The organism is Pelagibacterium xiamenense, from assembly GCF_021166475.1.
GTDB lineage: Bacteria > Pseudomonadota > Alphaproteobacteria > Rhizobiales > Devosiaceae > Pelagibacterium > Pelagibacterium xiamenense.
In genome coordinates this window covers 428660-449374 of sequence record NZ_JAJOYS010000001.1, presented here as the reverse complement: position 1 = coordinate 449374, position 20715 = coordinate 428660, and the positions used below count along the sequence as shown (strand labels likewise).

The window sequence follows — 20715 nt, the reverse complement described above, 5'->3', positions numbered from 1 at the left end:
TTTCGGCTACTCCGCGGGTTTGGGTTCGGCGCCGTGGGGGGCCGCTTCGTCGTCGGGTGCCGTGCGCGGGGTGGCGGGCTCGTCCGGGCCGGGGGTCACCGATCCGATGCCCTTTTGCGCGCGTGCCGAAGCGCGGCGGGCCCTGAGCGCGGTCCAGGCCGAAACGAAGACGCCGACGATGCCCTTTGGCATGAAGAGCGTGACGAAGACGAACAGGCCGCCCAGTGCAAAGAGCCAGAAATCGGGGAAGGCACCCGTGAAATAGGACTTGCCGGCGTTGACGAGGATCGCACCGATGATCGGGCCCAAGAGCGTTCCGCGGCCCCCGACGGCGGTCCAGATAACGATTTCGATGGAGTTGGCCGGGGAGAATTCGCCGGGATTGATGATCCCGACCTGCGGCACGTAGAGCGCACCCGCCACCCCGGCGATGACCGCGGAGACGGTGAAGGCGAAGAGTTTGACGTTCTCGACCCGGTAGCCGATGAACCGCGTGCGGCTTTCCGCGTCGCGGACGGCGACCATCACCTTGCCGAGCTTGGATTTGATCACCATCGCGCAAAGGAGGAAGGATATCGCGAGCGCGAGCGCGGTGGCGGAAAACAGCGCCGCGCGGGTGGCGGGCGCGGCGATCGGTGCACCGAGGATGTCCTTGAAGTCCGTGAGCCCGTTATTGCCGCCGAAGCCCATGTCGTTGCGGAAGAAGGCGAGCATCAGGGCAAATACCATCGCCTGCGAGATGATCGAGAAATAGACGCCGGTCACGCGGCTTCTGAAGGCGAACCAGCCGAAGACGAAGGCGAGGAGCCCGGGCACGAAGACAATCATCAGCGCGGCGAACCAGAACATGTCCATGCCCTGCCAGTACCAGGGCAGGTCCTGCCAGCCGAGAAACACCATGAAATCGGGCAGCGTCGCATTGGCGTAGACGCCACGGTCGCCGATCTGGCGCATGAGGTACATGCCCATCGCATAGCCGCCGAGCGCAAAAAAGGCGCCGTGGCCGAGCGAGAGGATGCCCGCATAGCCCCAGATGAGGTCGAGCGCGAGGGCGAGCATGGCGTAGGAGAGGTATTTGCCCAAAAGCGAGACGAGGTAATTGGGCACACGCATGGGGTGACCGACGGGCAGGAACAGGTTCGAGAGCGGTACGAGGATCGCGACGGCCACGAGGATGGAAATGACGATTACCGCCTTGGTGTCGAGCGCGCGGAGGACGGCCTTGGTGATCATTGGACGGAGCTCCCTGCCGGAAGGCCAAAAGCGATACGAAGCCTTTTTACGCTCTTAACCCTCCGCGGGGCGGTGCGCTGCAGGGGCAGGGCGACGCCACGTGCCCGCGCATCGAGCGATACGAAGGTCAGGAAACCGGCCCGATTCAGCGTTGCTCCCATCATGCGTCCACCGCCCTTCCCTTGAGTGCGAAGAGGCCGCGCGGGCGGCGCTGGATGAAGAGGATGATCAGAACCAGGATCACGATCTTGGCCAAGACCGCCCCGGCGAAGGGTTCGAGGAACTTGTTGGCGACCCCGAGCGTCAGCGCGCCCACGAGCGTACCCCAGAGATTGCCCACGCCGCCGAAGACGACGACCATGAACGAATCGATGATGTAGTTCTGCCCGAGGTTGGGCGAGACGTTGTCGATCTGCGATAGCGCCACGCCCGCGAGCCCCGCGACACCCGAGCCGAGCCCGAAGGTCATGGCATCGACCCAGGGGGTGCGGATGCCCATGGCCGAGGCCATCCGCCGGTTCTGGGTCACCGCGCGCATCTGGAGCCCCAGCGACGTGCGGTTGAGGACCAGAAGCAAAAGCGCGAAGACGACCGCGGCGAAGATGACGATCCAGAGCCGGTTCCAGGTGATCATCAGACCCATGAATTCGAAGGTGCCCGACATGAACGAGGGATTGCCCACGTCCCGGTTGGTCGGCCCGAAGATGGTGCGCACGCCTTGCTGGATGATGAGCGAAAGCCCCCATGTGGCCAGCAGCGTTTCGAGGGGCCGGCCATAGAGCCAGCGGATGATACCGCGCTCGATGGCAACGCCGACGAGCCCCGTGACGAGGAAGGCCAGCGGGATCGCGATGGCGAGCGAGTAGTCGAACGCGCCGGGGAAGGAGGTGCGGATCACCTCCTGCACCATGAATGTGACATAGGCCCCGATCATCACCATCTCGCCATGGGCCATATTGATGACCCCCATCACCCCGAAGGTTATGGCGAGCCCGATAGCGGCGAGCAGCAGCACCGATCCCAACGAAATGCCGTACCAGACGTTCTGGGCGACGTCGCGTATGGCAAGGGCCTGGTTGATACGCTCGATCCCGGCATTGATGGCCGTGCGCTGGGTATCTGTCGTCGCGTTGGCGAGGTTGCGGGTGAGGATGGCGAGCGATTCGCGGTCCGAGCGCGAGGCGATGGCGGCGATGGCTTGGGAGAACTGTTCCTCGGTGAGCGTCTCGCCCGAGGCAAGGAGCGCAGCGGCGCGGGCCTGTTCCATTACGGCGCGCACACCGGCGTTCTCCTCGGCGGCGATGGCCTCCTCAAGGAGCGGGATATTGTCAGGATCGGCGGTCGAGAACATCTCGCGCGCGGCGCTCATGCGCGTCCGGTCGTTCTCGCTCATCAGCGTCAGATTGCCGATGGCGGCGGCGACGTCGCGGCGCAGCGAATTGTTGATGCGGATGCGCGAAAGGTCGCCTTCCACAACGCCTTCAACCGGCTCACCGGTGACGGCGTCGAGGATCGGGCCGGAGCCGGAAAAGATATAGATACCGCCCGCGTCGGTTTCATAAAGGTTGCCATCGCCCAGCGCGCGCAGCACCGGCACCACCGCCGGGTCGCCCGTCGCGACCAGGGCTGCCACGGCGTCCTCGAGTTCACGCAGGCTCGCATCGAACATCGTGGGGACGATCTCGGCGGGGCTTTGCGCACGCGCAGGAGCGGCCGCGGCGCCAAGAAGCGCCAGGAGAAACAGGAGAATGGCAAACGGACGGGCGAATGGCATCTTGGTTCCGTTGGCTGGGATTGGCGAACTGGACGGGGGCGGCAGGCCGTCCCCGTCCCGGCTTGAGGGAAATTTTGCCTTACTGGGCGGAGCCGCCGCAGGTCATGGTCTCGGTGTTGTAGTTGCCGCAGTTCATCGGGTCGGTCCAATCGGCCTCGAGCACGGCGGATTCGGGCAGGTAGTCGCTCCATGCATCGCCGGGAACGAGGTCCTCGGTCTCCCACACGACGAAGAACTGGCCGTCGTCCTGGATTTCGCCGATGAGGACAGGCTTGGTGATGTGGTGGTTGGGCAACATTTCCGCGACACCGCCGGTGAGGTTGGGCACCTCGATGCCGACGATGGAGTCGATCACTGCGTCCGCGTCGGTCGTGCCGGCGGCCTCGACGGCCTCAACCCACATGTTGAAGCCGATATAGTGGGCTTCCATCGGGTCGTTGGTGACGCGATCTTCGGAACCGATGAAGTCATGCCAGGCGGCGATGAATTCCTCGTTTTCCGGCGTCTCGACGCTCATAAAGTAGTTCCATGCGGCGAGATGGCCGACGAGCGGGGTCGTGTCGAAGCCCGAAAGCTCCTCTTCACCCACCGAGAAGGCGACAACCGGGATATCGGCGGCATCGACGCCCTGGTTGGCAAGCTCGCGGTAGAACGGCACGTTGGCGTCGCCGTTGATGGTCGAGACCACCGCGGTCTTCCGGCCTTCGGATCCGAAGGCAACGATGTCGGAAACGATCGTCTGCCAGTCCGAGTGACCGAAGGGGGTGTAGTTGATCATGATGTCGTCGGACGCAACGCCGCTATCGAGCAGGTACTGCTCGAGAATCTTGTTGGTGGTCTGGGGATAGACATAGTCCGTGCCCGCAAGCACCCAGCGCTCGACGCCTTCCTCGTTCATCAGATAGTCGACGGCGGGGATGGCCTGCTGGTTGGGCGAAGCGCCCGTATAGAAGACATTGCGCTGGGATTCCTCGCCCTCGTACTGGACGGGATAAAACAGCAGCGAATTGAGCTCCTCGAAGACCGGCAGGACGGATTTGCGGCAAACCGAGGTCCAGCAGCCGAAAACGACATCGACATCGTCGACCTCAATGAGGCGCCGCGCCAGTTCGGCGGCGAGCGGCCAGTCCGAAGCGATATCGACGACGACGGGTTCGAGCGGACGGCCGAGCACGCCGCCGGCTTCGTTCTGCTGCTCAATGAGCATCAGCATGGCGTCCTTGAGGGTGGTTTCGGAAATCGCCATCGTGCCCGAAAGCGAATGCAGAATACCGACCTTGATCGGCTCGCCTTCCTGGGCGAGGGCCGGGGCGGCGAAAAGAGACGCTCCCATGGCTCCTGCGAGAACCGCGCTCCCGATACGCTTGGTCCAGTCTGTCATAATTGTCCTCCGACAGTGGTGGTTTGCACTGCCGGCAAGATTCGCAAGAAGCGTGCCAAGGGTGGCCCGCTGCGCGAAACCTAAAGATTAATGAATTGTAAAGGCTCGCGAATCCGCCTGTCAGGGATGCTGACCTGTTTGGCGCCCCCGTGCGGAAACGGCGCAGGCCCGGCGCGCAACTCCGATGTGCCACGCGGATATGACTAAATTATGGGCAACACGCGATCCGCTGTCGCGTTTGTGTGCACAATTATCGGGCAATTCCCCGATGACAGTTTCACGACACTGTCGTAGAGTGATCAGCGCCGGAGTCCTCCGGCAGAGGTTGTTTGCACCACAATCTCGTGCCCCGTGCCGCGCTCGGCGCGGGGCACATTTGCTTTGAGGCCATGGAGTTTGCTCCAGGGGCGCTCCGCGACCGTTGACGCCTCCCCCCGTGCCCGGCAACTCTTGCACTCATCTGATTCGCCAAGCGGGAACTGGTCACGATGACGCCTTTGGCGGAATTCGCCATGCTGAGCTTCGGCTGGCGCCGTGCCGCACTGATGATGCTCGCAGGAGCCGTCGGGGCACTGGCCATGCCGCCGCTTTTTATTCTGCTGGCGCTTTTCGTTGCCATGCCCTTGCTCGTCTGGGCGCTCGACGGGGCGGAGCAGCACGACGGGGTTCTGGGTAAGCTCTTCGGCCCCGCCTTCCGCATCGGGTTCTTTTTCGGGCTGGGGTACTTCCTCGCAGCGCTCCACTGGATCGGCGCGGCGTTTTTCGTCGACGGCGGGTGGATGCTGGCGGCGATGCCATTCGCGGTTCTGGCGCTGGCGGGGGCGCTCGCGCTGTTCTGGGCATTCGGCGTCGCGTTCGCGCACCTCTTCTGGAGCACCGGAACCGCGCGTATCTTCGCGCTCGCCGCAGGACTGTCGCTCGCGGAATTCGCGCGCGGCACGCTCTTTACCGGGTTTCCCTTCGATCTCCTGGGCTACGCGCTCACCGCCAATATCGAAATGATGCAGACGGCAAGCCTTGTCGGGGTCTACGGGCTCACGGTGGTCGCGGTCCTTCTCTCCGCCACACCGGCGCTCGTCTGGCCTGCGGCCGACCGGAGCCTCGTGACCCGGCTCGTGCCGCTTTTCGCGGCCATTGCGGTGATCGCCGTCCAGATCGGATGGGGGTATCAGCGGGTACGAACGACACAGACCGTGCCGCAGGACGGCATGGTCATGCGTATCGTCCAGCCGGTGATCCCGCAGGACATCAAGTGGCAGGCGTTTGCGCGCGAGGAAACGGTGACCCGGCTGCTCGATCTTTCGCTGATGCACACGCATCCGGAGGACCGGGGCCTCGACGACGTCACCCATCTGGTCTGGCCCGAGGCCGCGCTGCCGTTCTTTCTTTCGGACGAGCCTGAATACCTCGCGCGCATCGCCCGCGCGCTGCCCGACGGCATCATTCTTTTGACCGGCGCGCCGCGCGAGGCCTACGGCACCGAGGGGCAGGTCGCCGCAAACGCCAAGCCCTTCAATTCCATCTTCGCCTTCAATTCCGAAGGCGAGGTCATATCGAGCTACGACAAGACGCAGCTGGTGCCGTTCGGAGAATATCTGCCGTTCGACGACCAACTCCGGTCGCTGGGGTTCTCACAGATGGTCGCGGGCACGGACGGCTGGGCGCATGGGGATGCCCGCCGGCTGATGAGCCTGCCCGGCACGCCGGCCTTCCTGCCGCTCATCTGCTACGAGGCGATCTATTCGGGCGGGCTCGGGGCGGCGGCGGGGGATGCGCAGTTCATTTTCGTCGTGACCAACGATGCGTGGTTCGACGGCTCGTTCGGCATTTCGCAACTCTTCCATCATTCGCGCATCCGCGCGGTCGAAGAAGGGCTCGCTATGGTCCGCGCGGCCAATTCGGGGATTTCGGCCATCGTCGACCCGCTGGGGCGCATCACCGCGCAAATGGGCGCCGGCCAGGTCGGTGCGATCAAGGGGATGCCGGCCCGGCCGATCGAAACGCCGTTCTTTGTGCAAGTCCGGAACCTGCCGTTTTTCGGGCTGGTTGCAGGGTGTGCGCTTATCGGATTTGGCGGATTTTTCGCCGCGCGCAGGCAACGCCGGCGGCGCCCTGCCGCCCACAGGACATAAAGATCGCTTTATATCCGACTTGCAATATGGCTGCAGTCCTGTCACAAGCGGTTCCTGAAAGTGCATAGGGTTCGCCTGTGCACGCGCACTCCCGCGTGCGCCCTCGCCAAACACCATGAGGTTTAACGTGGCCAGTTCTTCATATCTGTTCACCTCGGAATCCGTCTCCGAGGGCCATCCCGACAAGATCTGCGACCGGATTTCCGACGCGATCGTGGACCTTTTCTTTGCCAAGGATCCCCATTCGCGCGTGGCCGTCGAAACGCTCTCGACAACCAACCGGATCGTGCTCGCGGGCGAAACCCGCGGCCCGGCCGAGATCGACGACGACGCGATGGAAGCCGTCGCGCGCCGGGTGGTCAGGGAGATCGGGTACGAGCAGGACGGCTTCCACTGGAAGAATTTCGATTTCGACTGCTATGTGCACGAACAGTCGATCCATATCGCCCAGGGCGTCGATGCCAACGGCAACAAGGACGAAGGCGCGGGCGATCAGGGCATCATGTTCGGCTTTGCCGTCAACGAAACGCCCGAACTGATGCCGGCGCCGATTTCCTACGCGCACAACATTTTGAAGAAGATGGCCGCCGCCCGGCATTCGGGAGAGGTCAAGGAATTCGGTCCCGACGCCAAGAGCCAGGTGACGCTGCGCTATGAGCACGGCAAGCCCGTTGCCGCGACTTCTGTCGTCGTTTCGACCCAGCATATGGACGGGGTCGATCAGGACAAGGTGCGCGAACTCGTGCGGCCGTTTGTCGAATCCACTCTGCCCGAAGGCTGGATGCCGCCCGAGGACGAATTTTACGTCAACCCGACGGGCGCGTTCGTCATCGGCGGGCCGGACGGCGATGCAGGGCTCACGGGCCGCAAGATCATCGTCGATACCTATGGTGGCGCAGCCCCCCATGGCGGCGGCGCGTTTTCGGGCAAGGACCCCACCAAGGTCGACCGCTCCGCGGCCTATGCCGCGCGCTACCTCGCCAAGAACGTCGTGGCCGCCGGTCTTGCCGAAAAATGCGTCATCCAGCTCTCCTACGCCATCGGCGTTTCCAAGCCGCTGTCGATTTTCGTCGACACCTACGGCACGGGGAAGATCGACGACGACGCACTCGTTCCTGTCCTGCGCAAGGTGATGGATCTCTCCCCGCGCGGCATCCGCACGCATCTGGGATTGAACAAGCCCATTTACGAGCGCACCGCGGCCTATGGACATTTCGGGCGTGCGCCGAGCGAGGATGGCGGTTTCTCCTGGGAGAAAACCGACCTCGCCGAGGCCATCAAGGCGGAACTGACCTAAGCGCCCTTGCAGGCAGGCTGAAAGAAACGCTAAAGCGCAGCACCGAACGTGCTGCGCTTTTTTGCCTTGATGACAAACAGACCCAAATCCATGAAGCCCATCCCGCAGGACCCGCGCGGCCCGCGCGCCTTTTTCGGGCGCCGCGCGGGAAAGACGCTGCACAAGGGTCAGCAGGTCCTCTTCGACACGCTCCTGCCCGAACTCGCCGTCGACATTTCGGTGCCTGTCGATCCGCGCGCGCTCTTTCCGGGGGGCGGGCGCCTGCATCTCGAGATCGGCTATGGCGGGGGCGAGCATCTGGCGCGGATGGCGCGGGAGAACCCCGCCGACGGGTTCATCGGATGCGAGGTTTTTACCGGTGGGATCGGCAAGCTTCTTGAAGCGATCGAGAGCGAGGGGCTGGACAATATCCGGCTTTTCCCCGACGACGTGATCAAGCTCCTTGCTGCGATGCCTGATGCCTGTCTCGACGTCATTTACGTGCTTTATCCCGACCCATGGCCCAAGGCGCGGCATCACAAGCGGCGGCTGATCCAGCACACGATGCTCGAGGCGTTCGCGCGCGTGCTGAAACCGGGCGGCGCGCTGCGGTTTGCCACTGACATCGAGGACTATGCCGACTGGACCCTGGCGCATGTCACAATGTCGGAGGATTTCACCTGGCCGGTCGAGGCGCCGGGGGCATGGCATGCGCCCTATCCCGGGTGGGAGCCCACCCGGTACGAAGCCAAGGCGCGGCGGCAGGGGCGGCAAAAGAGCTTCTATTTTACCTTCACCCGGCGCGGCTGAACCCGCGCGCTGGAACGTCTTGGGCCGTTCGGGGTTGAGCAAAGGTACCAAGAAAGCCTTTGCCAAGCCCAAGGATTGCCATGACCTACAAGATCACGATCAACAGCGTCGAGCCGGTCACTCACAACGTCCGCCGCTTCCGGCTCGAAAAGCCCGAAGGTTTCCATTTCGAGCCGGGTCAGGCCACCGATGTCGCGATCGACAAGGACGGATGGCGGGAGAACAAGCATCCGTTCACCTTCACTTCGCTCAACGACTGGTCCGAGCTCGAATTCACGACCAAGATCTATCCGGAGCGCAACGGCGTCACCGACCAGCTCGGCAAGCTCCAGCCCGGGGACCATCTGCTGATCGAGGAGCCCTGGGGGACGATCCAGTATAAGGGCGCGGGCACGTTCATCGCGGGTGGCGCCGGGGTGACACCGTTTATCGCGATCCTGCGCCAGCTCGAAAAGGACGGCACGCTCGAGGGCAATACGCTCCTATTCTCCAACCGGACCGAGGACGACATCATCCTCAAGAACGAATTCGAGCTCATGGGCGGACTGCGGACGATCCATACGCTCACTGACGAAGATAAGCCCGGGTACGAACACGGACGGATCGACAGGGCTATGATCGAAAAGCACGTGCGCGATTTCTCGCAGCATTTCTACGTCTGCGGCCCGGACGCCATGGTCGACGACATCAAGGCGATACTCGCGGACCTCGGCGCAAAGACCGAGAGCGTCGTCTTCGAGGCATAGCGCCCCATCTTGCAATTGCCGCCACACGGCGCTATATCAGCGTCCAACAATCTCAGAGCCAATGAGAGAGTGGGTGCCGACCGGCCCCGCTCTTTTTTATTATCCCGGCGGAACATGACTGCACAGAACACCAAACGCTACGTTCGTGAATCGGCCCTCGAAGCCCGGATTGCGGGCATTGTCGAGCCGGTTGCCGAGTCTCTGGGCTACGATCTGGTGCGCGTGCGCGTCACCAATGAGAACGGCTGCACGCTGCAGATCATGTGCGAGGACGCAAACGGGCAGTTCGCGATCGAGGATTGCGAAAAGCTGCACCGGGACGTCAATCCGGTTCTCGACTTGGAAGACCCCATCGATCGGGAGTATCATCTGGAGATCTCCTCGCCCGGCGTCGACCGGCCGCTCGTCCGGGCCCGGGACTTTGCCGCCTGGGTGGGGCACGAGGCCAAGGTCGAGCTGTCCGAGCCCGTCGATGGGCGCAAGCGGTTCCGCGGCGAGATCGTGGGCGCCGATGACGACAGCTTCTCGATCCGTCTGCCCGATGCGCCCAAGACCGAAGATGCGGTGCATCGGCTGCCGCTTGCCGCTTTGGCGGACGCCAAGCTCGTGATGACCGACAGGCTTCTCGACGCTGCCCGCAAGGCGCAGGAAGAAACACCCGGTTTCGATGACGAGGATGACACCATCGAGACCGTTTACGATGAATCCGACGGCGACGACGCCGCGGATCGCCAGAATTAAGGTTTGGAGACGAAAGACATGGCCGTTTCAGCCAACAGGCTAGAGCTTTTGCAGATCGCCGACGCGGTGGCGCGAGAGAAGTCGATCGACCGCATGATCGTCATCGAGGCGATGGAAGAGGCGATCCAGCGCGCGGCCAAGGCCCGCTATGGCGCGGAGACCGAGGTCAAGGCCGAGATCAATCCCAAGACCGGCGAATTGCGGCTTTGGCGGTTGCTCGAGGTCGTCGAGGAGGTCGAGGAATACGGCCGGCAGATCGCGCTCGAGGACGCCAAGGCCAAGAACGACGCCGCCAAGCTTGGCGATTATGTGACCGAGCCCCTGCCCCCGATCGAGTTCGGCCGCATCGCGGCGCAGTCGGCCAAGCAGGTGATCGTGCAGAAGGTGCGCGATGCCGAGCGCGAGCGCATGTACGACGAATACAAGGACCGCATCGGCGAGATCGTCAACGGTTCGGTCAAGCGCGTGGAATACGGCAACGTCATCGTCGACCTGGGGCGGGGCGAAGCGATTATCCGGCGCGACGAACTGATCCCGCGCGAAGTGTTCCGCTACGGCGACCGTGTGCGCGCCTATATCTACGACGTCCGGCGCGAGCAGCGCGGGCCGCAGATTTTCCTTTCACGCACGCATCCCCAGTTCATGGCCAAGCTCTTCCAGCAGGAAGTGCCGGAAATCTACGACGGCATCATCACGATCCGTTCGATCGCCCGCGATCCGGGCAGCCGCGCCAAGATCGCGGTGACGTCCTCGGATTCCTCGATCGACCCCGTCGGCGCCTGCGTGGGCATGCGCGGCAGCCGCGTTCAGGCGGTTGTGGGAGAATTGCAGGGCGAAAAGATTGATATTATCCCCTGGACGAACAATATAGCGGATCTGGTCGTTTCGGCGCTGCAGCCGGCCGATGTCGCCAAGGTGGTCCTTGACGAGCAGGCCGAGCGGGTCGAGGTGGTGGTTCCCGACGAGCAGTTGTCGCTCGCCATCGGCCGCCGCGGACAGAACGTGCGGCTCGCCAGCCAGCTCCTCGGGTGGGATATCGATATCCTCACCGAGCAGGAAGAAAGCGAACGCCGGCAGAAGGAATTCACCGAACGTTCCGCGCTCTTTATGGAAGCGCTCGACGTCGACGAGATGGTCGCACAGCTCCTGGCGTCCGAAGGCTTCTCCTCGATCGAGGAACTCGCCTATGTCGATATCGCCGAAATCGCTTCGATCGGCGGGTTCGACGAAGAAACGGCGACGGAAATCCAGAACCGCGCGACCGAATATCTCGATGCGCTCGAGCGCGAACAGGACGAGGAGCGCCAGAAGCTCGGCGTCGAGGACGCGCTTTACGACATTCCGGGCCTCAATGCGGCGATGCTCGTCGCACTGGGCAAGGACGGGGTCAAGACGGTCGAGGATTTTGCCGGCTACGTGGCGGACGACCTGATCGGCTGGACCGAGCGAAAGGATGGGGAGACCCACCGGTTCGACGGAGCGCTTTCGGCCTTCCCGCTCTCGCGGCAGGAAGCCGAGGACATGATCATGGCGGCGCGCCTGAAGGTCGGCTGGATCACCGAAGAGGATCTTCCGGTGATCGAGGACGAGGTGCTCGAAGCCGAAGGCGTCGAGACCGGGGCCGCCGAATAAGTAAGGGGCCGAGCGAGCGCCTTGGGACGTCATAAGGAGATTTTGCGCACGTGTGCGCTCAGCCGGGTTGAAAAGCCGGCATCCGAGCTCATTCGATTCGCGCTGTCTCCAGACGGCGTTCTCGCGCCCGACATAGACGGCAAAGCGCCGGGGCGCGGGGTCTGGATCAGCCTGTCGCGGGCTGCGGTCGAAGAGGCCGCAAGAAAGAAAGTCTTCGCGCGCAGCCTCAAGACGCAGGTAGAGGTTCCGCCCGACCTTGCGTTATTGACCCGGACGCGGTTAGAACAGCGCCTCGTGGGCGCGCTGGGATTGGCGCGCAAGGCGGGACAGCTCATTACGGGTGCGGCCAAGGTGCAAAGCCTTCTTGCGAAAGGCGAAGCGGCCGCGCTCATTACAGCGCGCGACGCGGCGCAGGACGGGCGGCGCAAGATGCTGCAGGCCGCAAGGCGCGCGCCGCACGGGGGAGAAAACCTCGTGCATATCGAATCCCTCTCCTCCGCCCAATTGGGTTTGGCATTGGGGCTCGAACATGTGATACATGCAGCGCTCGCCAGCGGCGCGGCAAGCAATTCGGTGATCGAGAAGGCCAATCGGCTGGCCCGGTTCGATGCCACAGACGAAAGAGAAGACGACAGCCTATGAGCGATAAGGACAACACCAGCGACAATTCAGGTTCGGGGAAGAAGACCCTGACCTTAAAGGGCGCGCCCAATGTCGGCGCCAAGCCCGGCATGTCGCGTTCCTCGCGTACCGTCGTTGTCGAAAAACGCACGCGCCGGGTTGGTGGGCCGGGTGCCGGTGCGCCCCAGAGTGCACCGGGTGGTGGACGTCCGCAAGGCGGTCAGCGCCCGGGCGGGCGGCCGCAACCGGGTTCGCCGCGCTCAAACGCGGCCCCGTCGGGCAAGCTGACCCAGAGCGAGGCGCAGGCGCGCGAACGCGCGTTGCGCGAAGCTGCCGCGCGCGCCGACGAAGACAAGCGCAAGGCCGAAGAAGAAGCCCGGCGCCTCGCCGAGATCGACGCGCGGCGCAAGGCCGAGCGCGAGGAAGCCGAGCGCAAGGCCGCCGAGGAGGCGGCGCGCCAGGCCCAACAGGAGGCCGAGCCCGCGGCGCAGGCCAAGGACGATCTCGAAGAGATCGTGCCCGTCAAGGCCGGCCAGGCCCGGCCCAAGCCGGCGCACCGGCCCTCGCCCAAGGCTGCCCAACCCGATATGCCGCCTCCGCCCCCACCGGGCGAAGGCGAGGATGATCGTATACGCCGCCGCGCCGCACCGGCCCCCAAAGCTCTTGTGGACCGCGATGAGCTCGAGCGCGCCAAGCGCTCGGCTGCGCCCAAGCCCTCGACACAGCCGTCGCGCCGCGACGGCAATTCGCGCGGGCGGCTCAATGTCAATTCCGCACTTGCCGACAATGATGGCGATCGTGGCCGCTCGCTGGCGTCGATGCGCCGGCGGCAGAACAAGAAGATGGGCAAGGTCGCCAAGGCGGCTCAACCCAAGATCAGTCGCGAAGTCACGCTTCCCGAAGCGATTACGGTGGCCGAGCTGGCCAACCGCATGTCCGAGCGCGCCGTGGACGTCATCAAGCTCCTGATGGGTCAGGGCCAGATGCTCAAGATCAACGACGTGATCGATGCGGACACCGCAGAGCTGGTCGCGACCGAGTTGGGGCACACCGTCAAGCGCGTGTCCGACAGTGACGTGGAAGAAGGGCTTTTCGAAGAGATCGGGGATAGCGACGAGGCCGATCTGGCGCCGCGTCCGGCAGTCGTGACGATCATGGGGCACGTCGACCACGGCAAGACCTCGCTGCTCGATGCGATCCGCGAAGCCAAGGTGGTCGACACCGAAGCGGGTGGCATCACCCAGCATATCGGCGCCTATCAGGTCGAAAAGAACGGCCAGAAGATCACTTTCCTCGACACCCCGGGCCACGAGGCGTTCACCGCCATGCGCGCCCGCGGCGCCCAGGCGACCGATATCGCGGTTCTTGTGGTGGCTGCGGACGACAGCGTGATGCCGCAGACGATCGAATCGATCAAACACGCCAAGGCAGCCGGTGTGCCGCTCATCGTTGCGATCAACAAGATCGACAAGCCCGGCGCGGACGCCAACAAGGTCCGCACCGAACTGTTGCAGCACGAAGTGTTTGTCGAATCGATGGGCGGCGAGGTGCTCGACGTCGAGGTTTCGGCACTCAAGAAGACCAATCTCGACGGTCTTCTCGAAGCCATCCTGCTGCAGGCCGAAGTCGCTGAATTGAAGGCGCCCGAAAAGGGCAGCGCCCAGGGGCTCGTGATCGAATCCAAGCTCGACAAGGGCCGTGGCGCTGTCGCGACCGTGCTCGTGCAGCGCGGCACGCTCAATGTCGGCGACATTCTTGTTGCCGGCACCGAGTGGGCCAAGGTGCGCGCGCTGATCGACGACAAGGGCCGGCAGGTGAAATCCGCCGGTCCCTCGACGCCGGTCGAAGTGCTCGGGTTCTCCGGCGTTCCTGACGCGGGCGACCGCTTCGCGGTGGTCGAGAACGAGGCGCGGGCGCGCGAGATCACCGAATACCGCCAGCGTACGATCCGCGAGAAGACCGCGGGCGGCGGCGCGACGAGCCTCGAGCAGATGATGCAGCAGCTCAAGGATTCGGATATCTCCAAGGTGCCGCTCGTGATCAAGGGCGACGTGCAGGGCTCGGTCGAAGCGATCGTGACCGCGCTCAACAAGCTCTCGACCGACGAGGTTTCCGCCCAGATCCTCTATTCGGGCGTGGGCGGCATCACCGAGAGCGACGTGACGCTGGCGACCGCGTCCAAGGCGGTGATCATCGGGTTCAACGTGCGTGCCAATAAGCAGGCCGCCGAACTCGCGAGCCGCGAGGGCATCGAGATCCGCTATTACAACGTGATCTATGACCTCATCGACGACGTGAAGAAGGCAATGAGCGGCTTGCTCGAGCCGGAGGTGCGCGAAACCTTTATCGGCTACGCGGAAATCCTCGAGGTGTTCAACATCTCGAAGGTCGGCAAGGTCGCCGGCTGCCGGGTCACCGAAGGGACCGTGGAGCGTGGCGCGGGCGTGCGCCTTCTGCGCGACAACGTGGTTATCCACGAAGGCAAGCTCTCGACGCTCAAGCGCTTCAAGGACGAGGTCAAGGACGTGCCCGCCGGACAGGAGTGCGGCATGGCCTTCGAACGCTACGAGGACATGCGCCCGGGCGACGTGATCGAATGCTACCGCGTCGAAAAGGTGCAGCGGACGCTGTAACGCCGGCTGCAGAGCAATTGGAAAAGCCCGGACCTGTTGGTCCGGGCTTTTTTTGTTCAGAGGTTCGCCTCACACCACCAGATTGCGCGGCTTGCCCGCCCAGAATGCCTCGATGTTGCCGATCAGCTGATCGGCAAGCGCCTGGATCGCTTCGCGGCTCGCCCAGCCGGTGTGGGGCGTGACGATGACGTTCTCGCGGCTTGCGATGCGCATGACGGTGCTGTCGGACGGGGGCGGCTCGGGAGCGGTGACGTCAATGCCCGCGCCGGCGACCTGCCCGAGCTCCAGGGCGCGTTCGAGCGCCTCTTCGTCGACAAGCCCGCCGCGCGCAGTGTTGATCAAAATCGGCTTCTTGCTCATCTGCACGAATTCGGACGCGCCGATCAGGTTGCGGGTCTCGGGCGTCAGCGGACAATGGAGCGTGATCACGTCCGAGGTTCCGAGCATTTGCGCAAACGGGACCTGCCCGGGCTTGATCGTCCCGTCCTTACGGCCGGAATAGACGACGTTCATTCCCAGCGCCTTGCCGATCTGCCCGACCGCCGACCCCAGCGACCCGCTGCCGACGATACCCAGCGTCGACCCTGCGAGATCGGCGATCGGGAAATCGAAATAGCAGAACTGCCCCGCTTCCTGCCACCGGCCTTCGATGACCGAATTGCGGTAGGCGACAAGCGAGCGGCGCAGGGCGAGGATGAGTGCGAACGTGTGTTCGGGCACTGTGTTTTTCGCGTAGCCGCGGATGTTGGCGACCGCGATGCCCCTGGCCCGGGCGGCGTCGAGGTCGATGATGTCGGTGCCGGTTGCCGAAACGGCGATGAGCTTGAGCCCTTGGGCCTTTTCGAGCACATCGGCGCGCAGCGGCACCTTGTTGGTGATGACGATATCGGCATCCACGATGCGGGTGGCGATGTCGTTCGGGGCGGTGCGGTCGTAAACGACCAGTTCGTGCGGAAAATCCGGCGCGCGCAGGCGGGTTTCCGGCGAGAGGGTTTCGCGGTCGAGAAAGACGATTTTCGGCCGCTTTGTCATCCCAGAAGCCCATCACGCGCCAGATCGCGCATCAGGTGACTGACGCCATAGGTCCAGGGCGGACACTGGGTCGAGAGCCGCACGGTGTTTTCAAGCGCGCCGAGCGTGGGGGCCGAGATCGTCACGACGTCGCCGAGCTTGTGGGTGAAGCCCTTGCCGGCGCCACCGCGGTCCTTGACCGGCGCGAACATTGTGCCCAGGTACAGGACCAGCCCGTCGGGGTATTGGTGATGATCGCCGATGGCGGATGCGACGAGGGATTCGGGAGTTCGCGAAATCCGGCTCATCGAACTCTTGCCCTCGAGCACGAAGCCGTCCTCACCCCGCACTTCGAGCGCCACGTCCAGCGTCTTGACCGTTTCGAGGGTAAATCCGTCATCGAACAATCGGATGAACGGGCCGAGCGACGCCGAGGCGTTGTTGTCCTTGGCCTTGCCCAATAGAAGCGCCGAACGGCCCTCGACGTCGCGCAAATTGACGTCATTGCCCAGCGTCGCGCCGAGGATCGTGCCCTTGGACGAGACGACGACCGCTACCTCGGGTTCGGGATTGTTCCAGTGCGACACCGGATGCAGACCGACATCGGCGCCATGGCCGACGGCGCCCATGGGCTGGCACTTGGTGAAAATCTCCGCATCCGGGCCGATGCCGACCTCAAGATACTGGCTCCAGACGCCTTTTTCGATCAGCTTTTGCTTGACCGCCGCGGCCGTTTCGGAGCCGGGTACCAGCTCGGAGAGATCGGTGCCAATGAGGTCGAGGATTTCGCTTCTGAGCGCGTCGGCCTTGCGCGGGTCGCCCTTGGCCTGCTCCTCGATCACGCGCTCGAGGAGGCTCACGACGAAGGTGACGCCGGCCGCCTTGACCGCCTGCAGATCGATCGGCGCGAGGAGATAGGCTCTATCGGCGTTGCGGTCCGCCGCGCGGCTGTTGGCCATGATGTCCGCCAGTGCGCCGATCGGCGTGCCGCTGGCGTTCGCGACATAGCCCACGGGATCATCCATTTCGCAGATATCGCGGACGGTGGGGGCCGTGGCCGAGGTGATATCGACCACCTGCCCGTCCCGGATCGTGACGACGCGCGGGCAGGCGCTTGAAGGCGCCTGCACCCGGCCGAGAAACGTTCCGGTCCTGAAGGTTTCGAGCCCGGTCATGGCATCTAGCCCTGAACGGTCTTCTGTTTTTGGGTGCCCAGCCCTTCAATGGAGAGCTCCATGACGTCGCCGGGTTTCAAGAACACCTGCGGGTTCTGGCCCAGCCCGACGCCCGGGGGCGTGCCGGTCGAGATGATATCGCCCGGGCGGAGGCTCATGAACTGGCTGAGGTAGGAAACGAGGTATTTGACGCCATAGACCATGGTCGCGGTCGAGCCGTCCTGGTAGCGGTGCCCGTTGACCTCAAGCCACATCTTGAGGTTCTGCGGGTCGGCGACCTCGTCCCTGGTGACGAGCCAGGGGCCGGTCGGCCCGAAGGTATCGGCGGACTTGCCCTTGGTCCACTGCCCCGAGCGCTCGGCCTGGAAGGCGCGCTCGGAAATGTCGTTGATGACGCAATAGCCCGCGACGTGATCGAGCGCGTCGGCCTCGGAGACGTATTTGGCAGTCTTGCCAATAACGATCCCCAGTTCGACCTCCCAATCGGTCTTTTGCGAGGTGCGCGGGATTTCGACGTCGTCATTGGGCCCGACGATGGCCGAGGTGGCTTTCATGAAAATGATGGGCTCGGGCGGCACCTTGGCGCCGGTTTCCGCGGCGTGGTCGGAATAGTTCAGGCCGATGCATATGAATTTGCCCGTGCCCGCGACGCAGGGGCCCAGCCGCGGGTTGCCCTCGACCTTTGGCAGGCTCTGGGGATCGACCGCCGCGAGTGCGGCAAGGCTTTCGGGCAGGAGCGTATCGCCGGCAATGTCGGGAACATGGGCGGAAAGATCGCGGATCGTGCCGTCACCGGCTAAAAGACCGGGCTTTTCCTGGCCCGGAGCGCCATAGCGCAGGAGTTTCATGTCTCGTCTCCATCGTTTCAGACGCGCTGAAAGCGTATCGTGAAATGTTAGCCAGCGAGACGTCGATAGCCGGTTTTGGCGCCGAGGTGAAGGGCGGGTTTTGCGATTCCGGTACGGTTGACGGCTGCAGTGTGGGTAGCGACGCGCGTGCGGAGGCGCCGCCGGTTCCGCTAAAGGAACCGCAAGGCCAGCGGGGCGTTGGTCTTGTGGATAATCGATAAGGACGAAATTGCGTTGAACGCTATTTATGCCCGGCTGGCGCTGGTTTATTTCGTAACGGCAACGATTTTCCTCATGGCGCTTGCCGGAGTGTTGCTGATTACCGCCGTGATAAAAGCGAGTGCCGGGGTGCTTTCGGGCGATCCGGTGAATGCGCTTCTCGATAGTATCGGCATCGTCATCATCGGATTTGCCGTTGTGGAGACGGCCAAGTTCATCGCCGAGGAGGAAATCGTTCGCAAGCGCGAGCTGCGTTCATCGGTGGAATCGCGACGCTCGATCACGAAATTCATCACCATCATTGTCATCGCCGCGAGCCTCGAAGCGCTGGTGATGGTCTTCAAGGCCAATACCGAGGGCCTGTCTCAAGCCATCTATCCGGCGATCCTTTTGACAGCCGCGATGTTCGCGCTCATCGCGTTGGGGTCATATCAATGGTTTTCGAGCCATATCGAGCACGATGGGGAGCGGCGGGAAACCGCTCCCCAGCTTGACGAATCCGATGATTCTATTCGGGCATCGGAACGAAATCCCGCCCGACGATCTGGCTCCCGACAATCTCGGTGAGCGCAAACAGCGAGTCGTAGGTCGCCGAGGAGGCGATTTCGCGCGGGATGTAAATCACCTGATTGTTGGCGCAGGCGTGGAGCACGTCGCACCAGCCGGGCAGCACCTCGTCGAGGGCGGCGCGGGCATCCGCAGGCGTTTCGCCCCGGCTGGGGCGGTAGGTGACGAAGATGAAATCGCCGTCGAACTCGGGATAGGCCTCACCCGAGAAGATCTGGCGTGAATTGCCCTCGATGGCATTGATCGCGTCGGGGAAGGTGAAGCCCGCATCGCGCAGCACCTTGCCGAGCGAGCCATAGGTATTCCAGACCTGCAATTCGCCATTGTAGCCCTGGATGACGCTCACGGTGATCCCGGAGGTGTCCACAAGGCCGTTGATCACCTCGAGCTGCGCCCGGTAGCGGTTTTCGAGCTTTTCCAGCCGGTCCGTGGTGCCCGTCACCTCCGCGATCCGCGCGTAGACGTCGAAATCGTCGGTCGCGTCGATATCGAAGACATAGGTCGGCGCGATGGCGCGAAGCTGGTCGACGCCGGCGGTTTGCCAGCTGGTGGTCAGGATCAGGTCGGGTTCGAGCGCGGCGACGGCCTCGACGTCGGCTGGGAGGTTGCCGACGAATGCGATGCCGCTGTTGGCGAAATCATACCCCGTGACAAGCTCGGCCGAACGGATGAACGGCGTACCGTCCTCCTCGGTGCGGCCGTGGCTGCCCACGGGGATGACACCAAGCTCGATGAGCGCAACGGTGAGCGAGGTGTCATGGAGCGAGACGATGCGTTCGGGTTCGGCGGGCACGGCGACTTCGGTTCCGGTGCCGTCGGTCAGGGTCAGCGTGTCCTGGGCAACGCCCGCGGTGACGGCGAAGCTGGCGAAAACGGCCACGGTTGCAAGTTTGGTGCGGTAGGTCATGGTGTGGATCATTGTCTCCAGGTCTTGGTGGTCAATCGGGCATCGGCACGAAATCGCGGCCGACGATGTGGCTGGCGACGGCCTGGGCCATCTGGCCCAAGGCCTCATAGGAGGTCGAGGAGGCCACCGAACGCGGCAGATAGATCACCTGGCCGTTGCGGCAGGCGTGAAGCACGCCGCACCAGCCGGGCAGAACGTCGGCCATGGCCGCTTCGGTATCGGCCGGGGTCTGACCGAAGGCCATCAGCGGATAGGTGATGAAGATGAAGTCGGCATCGAGTTCGGGGAGCACTTCGGCGCTGAAGTCCGCAGCCTCCGCACCCCCGACGGCATCGATCGCCGCGGGGAAGGAAAAGCCTGCGTCGCGCAGCACCTTGCCGAGCGAGAAATAGGTGTTCCAGACGCGCACCTGGCCCTGACGCGGCTGGATGACGCTGACGGTGATTTCGGCGGGGTCCGCGACAAGTGCGCGGATCATGCGGATCTGCTCGGCATAACGCGCCTCGAGGGTCGCGAGGCGGCCCTCGACGCCGGCCAGTTCGGCGATCTTTTGATAGATCTCGAACTCGTCGGTGATCGCGCCATAATCGAAGACATAGGTCGGCGCGATGGTGCGCAGCTGATCGATACCGACTTCTTCCCAGTTGGGGGCGATGATCAGGTCGGGCTCAAGCGCTGCAACCTGCTCGGCATCGATGGGCGTTTCGCCGACAAAGGCGATGTCGCTATTGTCGAAATCAAAGCCGGTGATTTCGAGGCTCGAGCGGATGAAGGGCGTGCCGTCCCCTGCCACGCGGCCGTGGCTGCCCACCGGCACGACGCCGAGTTCCAGAAGCGGCACGGTGAGCCGGCTGTCGTGCAGCGTCACGATGCGCTGAGGGTTCGTTGGCACTGCGATTTCTGTGCCGGTGCCATCGACCACGGTGCGGGTTTCCTGCGCCATGGCAGAACAAGGCGAGAGGGCCAGAACGGCCCCCATCGCGAGCATCAGTATGGCTTTCATGAAAGT

Annotated in this window: 17 protein-coding genes; 9 read left to right on the top strand and 8 right to left on the bottom strand. The window is 63.8% G+C overall.

Features of this window, described 5'->3' with window-relative positions; translation table 11 throughout:
• Positions 1 to 6: 6 nt before the first annotated feature.
• The 3 genes from urtC to urtA form a co-directional block, all read right to left on the bottom strand.
• Entirely contained in the window at positions 7 to 1233 is a 1227-nt protein-coding gene (urtC, locus tag LSG43_RS02200; RefSeq protein ID WP_231800932.1) for an urea ABC transporter permease subunit UrtC, read from the bottom strand.
• A 160-nt stretch (positions 1234 to 1393) separates the two neighbouring features.
• Entirely contained in the window at positions 1394 to 3007 is a 1614-nt protein-coding gene (gene urtB / locus LSG43_RS02195) for an urea ABC transporter permease subunit UrtB (protein WP_231800931.1), read from the bottom strand.
• Between the two features lie 79 nt (positions 3008 to 3086).
• Positions 3087 to 4388 (bottom strand): urea ABC transporter substrate-binding protein, encoded by a 1302-nt coding sequence (gene urtA / locus LSG43_RS02190; protein ID WP_231800929.1) that lies wholly within the window; start codon positions 4386 to 4388, stop codon positions 3087 to 3089.
• A gap of 488 nt (positions 4389 to 4876) precedes the next feature.
• On the opposite strand from urtA, the gene lnt reads away from it, so the two are divergent.
• The 8 genes from lnt (at position 4877) to infB (ending at position 14979) form a co-directional block, all read left to right on the top strand.
• Positions 4877 to 6520 carry an apolipoprotein N-acyltransferase gene (lnt, locus tag LSG43_RS02185; RefSeq protein ID WP_231800927.1) on the top strand — a complete coding sequence of 548 codons (1644 nt, stop codon included), beginning with the start codon at positions 4877 to 4879 and terminating at the stop codon, positions 6518 to 6520.
• Between the two features lie 127 nt (positions 6521 to 6647).
• The gene (gene metK, locus LSG43_RS02180) at positions 6648 to 7817 is read left to right on the top strand and encodes a methionine adenosyltransferase (RefSeq protein ID WP_231800925.1); all 1170 of its coding nucleotides are present in this window, start codon (positions 6648 to 6650) and stop codon (positions 7815 to 7817) included.
• Between the two features lie 90 nt (positions 7818 to 7907).
• The gene (gene trmB, locus LSG43_RS02175) at positions 7908 to 8606 is read left to right on the top strand and encodes a tRNA (guanosine(46)-N7)-methyltransferase TrmB (protein WP_231800923.1); all 699 of its coding nucleotides are present in this window, start codon (positions 7908 to 7910) and stop codon (positions 8604 to 8606) included.
• An 80-nt stretch (positions 8607 to 8686) separates the two neighbouring features.
• Positions 8687 to 9352 (top strand): FAD-binding oxidoreductase, encoded by a 666-nt coding sequence (locus LSG43_RS02170; RefSeq protein WP_231800921.1) that lies wholly within the window; start codon positions 8687 to 8689, stop codon positions 9350 to 9352.
• Positions 9353 to 9466: 114 nt separating this feature from the next.
• A complete protein-coding gene (gene rimP, locus LSG43_RS02165; protein WP_231800919.1) occupies positions 9467 to 10093 on the top strand; it encodes a ribosome maturation factor RimP in 627 nt (208 codons plus the stop codon).
• A gap of 18 nt (positions 10094 to 10111) precedes the next feature.
• Positions 10112 to 11725, top strand: coding sequence for a transcription termination factor NusA (nusA, locus tag LSG43_RS02160; RefSeq protein ID WP_231800918.1), 1614 nt, complete (start codon positions 10112 to 10114; stop codon positions 11723 to 11725).
• A gap of 21 nt (positions 11726 to 11746) precedes the next feature.
• Positions 11747 to 12367: an RNA-binding protein gene (locus LSG43_RS02155; protein WP_231800917.1), complete on the top strand. Its 621-nt coding sequence runs from the start codon at positions 11747 to 11749 to the stop codon at positions 12365 to 12367.
• Positions 12364 to 14979: a translation initiation factor IF-2 gene (gene infB, locus LSG43_RS02150; RefSeq protein ID WP_231800916.1), complete on the top strand. Its 2616-nt coding sequence runs from the start codon at positions 12364 to 12366 to the stop codon at positions 14977 to 14979. The genes LSG43_RS02155 and infB overlap by 4 nt, the downstream gene beginning before the upstream one ends.
• A gap of 69 nt (positions 14980 to 15048) precedes the next feature.
• Here infB and LSG43_RS02145 read toward each other — a convergent pair whose 3' ends face one another.
• From LSG43_RS02145 to LSG43_RS02135, 3 genes are read right to left on the bottom strand one after another with little or no spacing between them, the layout of a single operon-like run.
• A complete protein-coding gene (locus LSG43_RS02145) occupies positions 15049 to 16011 on the bottom strand; it encodes a D-2-hydroxyacid dehydrogenase (protein ID WP_231800915.1) in 963 nt (320 codons plus the stop codon).
• On the bottom strand, positions 16008 to 17165 hold the full coding sequence (locus LSG43_RS02140) for a fumarylacetoacetate hydrolase family protein (protein ID WP_231800914.1): 1158 nt from the start codon (positions 17163 to 17165) through the stop codon (positions 16008 to 16010). Before LSG43_RS02140 ends, LSG43_RS02145 begins: the two co-directional genes overlap by 4 nt.
• Before the next feature lie 5 nt (positions 17166 to 17170).
• Positions 17171 to 18013, bottom strand: a complete 843-nt coding sequence (locus LSG43_RS02135) for a fumarylacetoacetate hydrolase family protein (RefSeq protein ID WP_231800913.1) — start codon at positions 18011 to 18013, stop codon at positions 17171 to 17173.
• A gap of 234 nt (positions 18014 to 18247) precedes the next feature.
• Here LSG43_RS02135 and LSG43_RS02130 point away from each other — a divergent pair, with 234 nt between their 5' ends.
• Positions 18248 to 18799, top strand: a complete 552-nt coding sequence (locus tag LSG43_RS02130) for a hypothetical protein (RefSeq protein ID WP_231800912.1) — start codon at positions 18248 to 18250, stop codon at positions 18797 to 18799.
• Here LSG43_RS02130 and LSG43_RS02125 read toward each other — a convergent pair.
• Both LSG43_RS02125 and LSG43_RS02120 read right to left on the bottom strand, forming a co-directional pair.
• A complete protein-coding gene (locus tag LSG43_RS02125; RefSeq protein WP_231800911.1) occupies positions 18741 to 19718 on the bottom strand; it encodes an ABC transporter substrate-binding protein in 978 nt (325 codons plus the stop codon). The genes LSG43_RS02130 and LSG43_RS02125 overlap by 59 nt on opposite strands.
• A 19-nt stretch (positions 19719 to 19737) precedes the next feature.
• A complete protein-coding gene (locus LSG43_RS02120) occupies positions 19738 to 20709 on the bottom strand; it encodes an ABC transporter substrate-binding protein (protein ID WP_231800910.1) in 972 nt (323 codons plus the stop codon).
• Between the last annotated feature and the right edge of the window lie 6 nt (positions 20710 to 20715).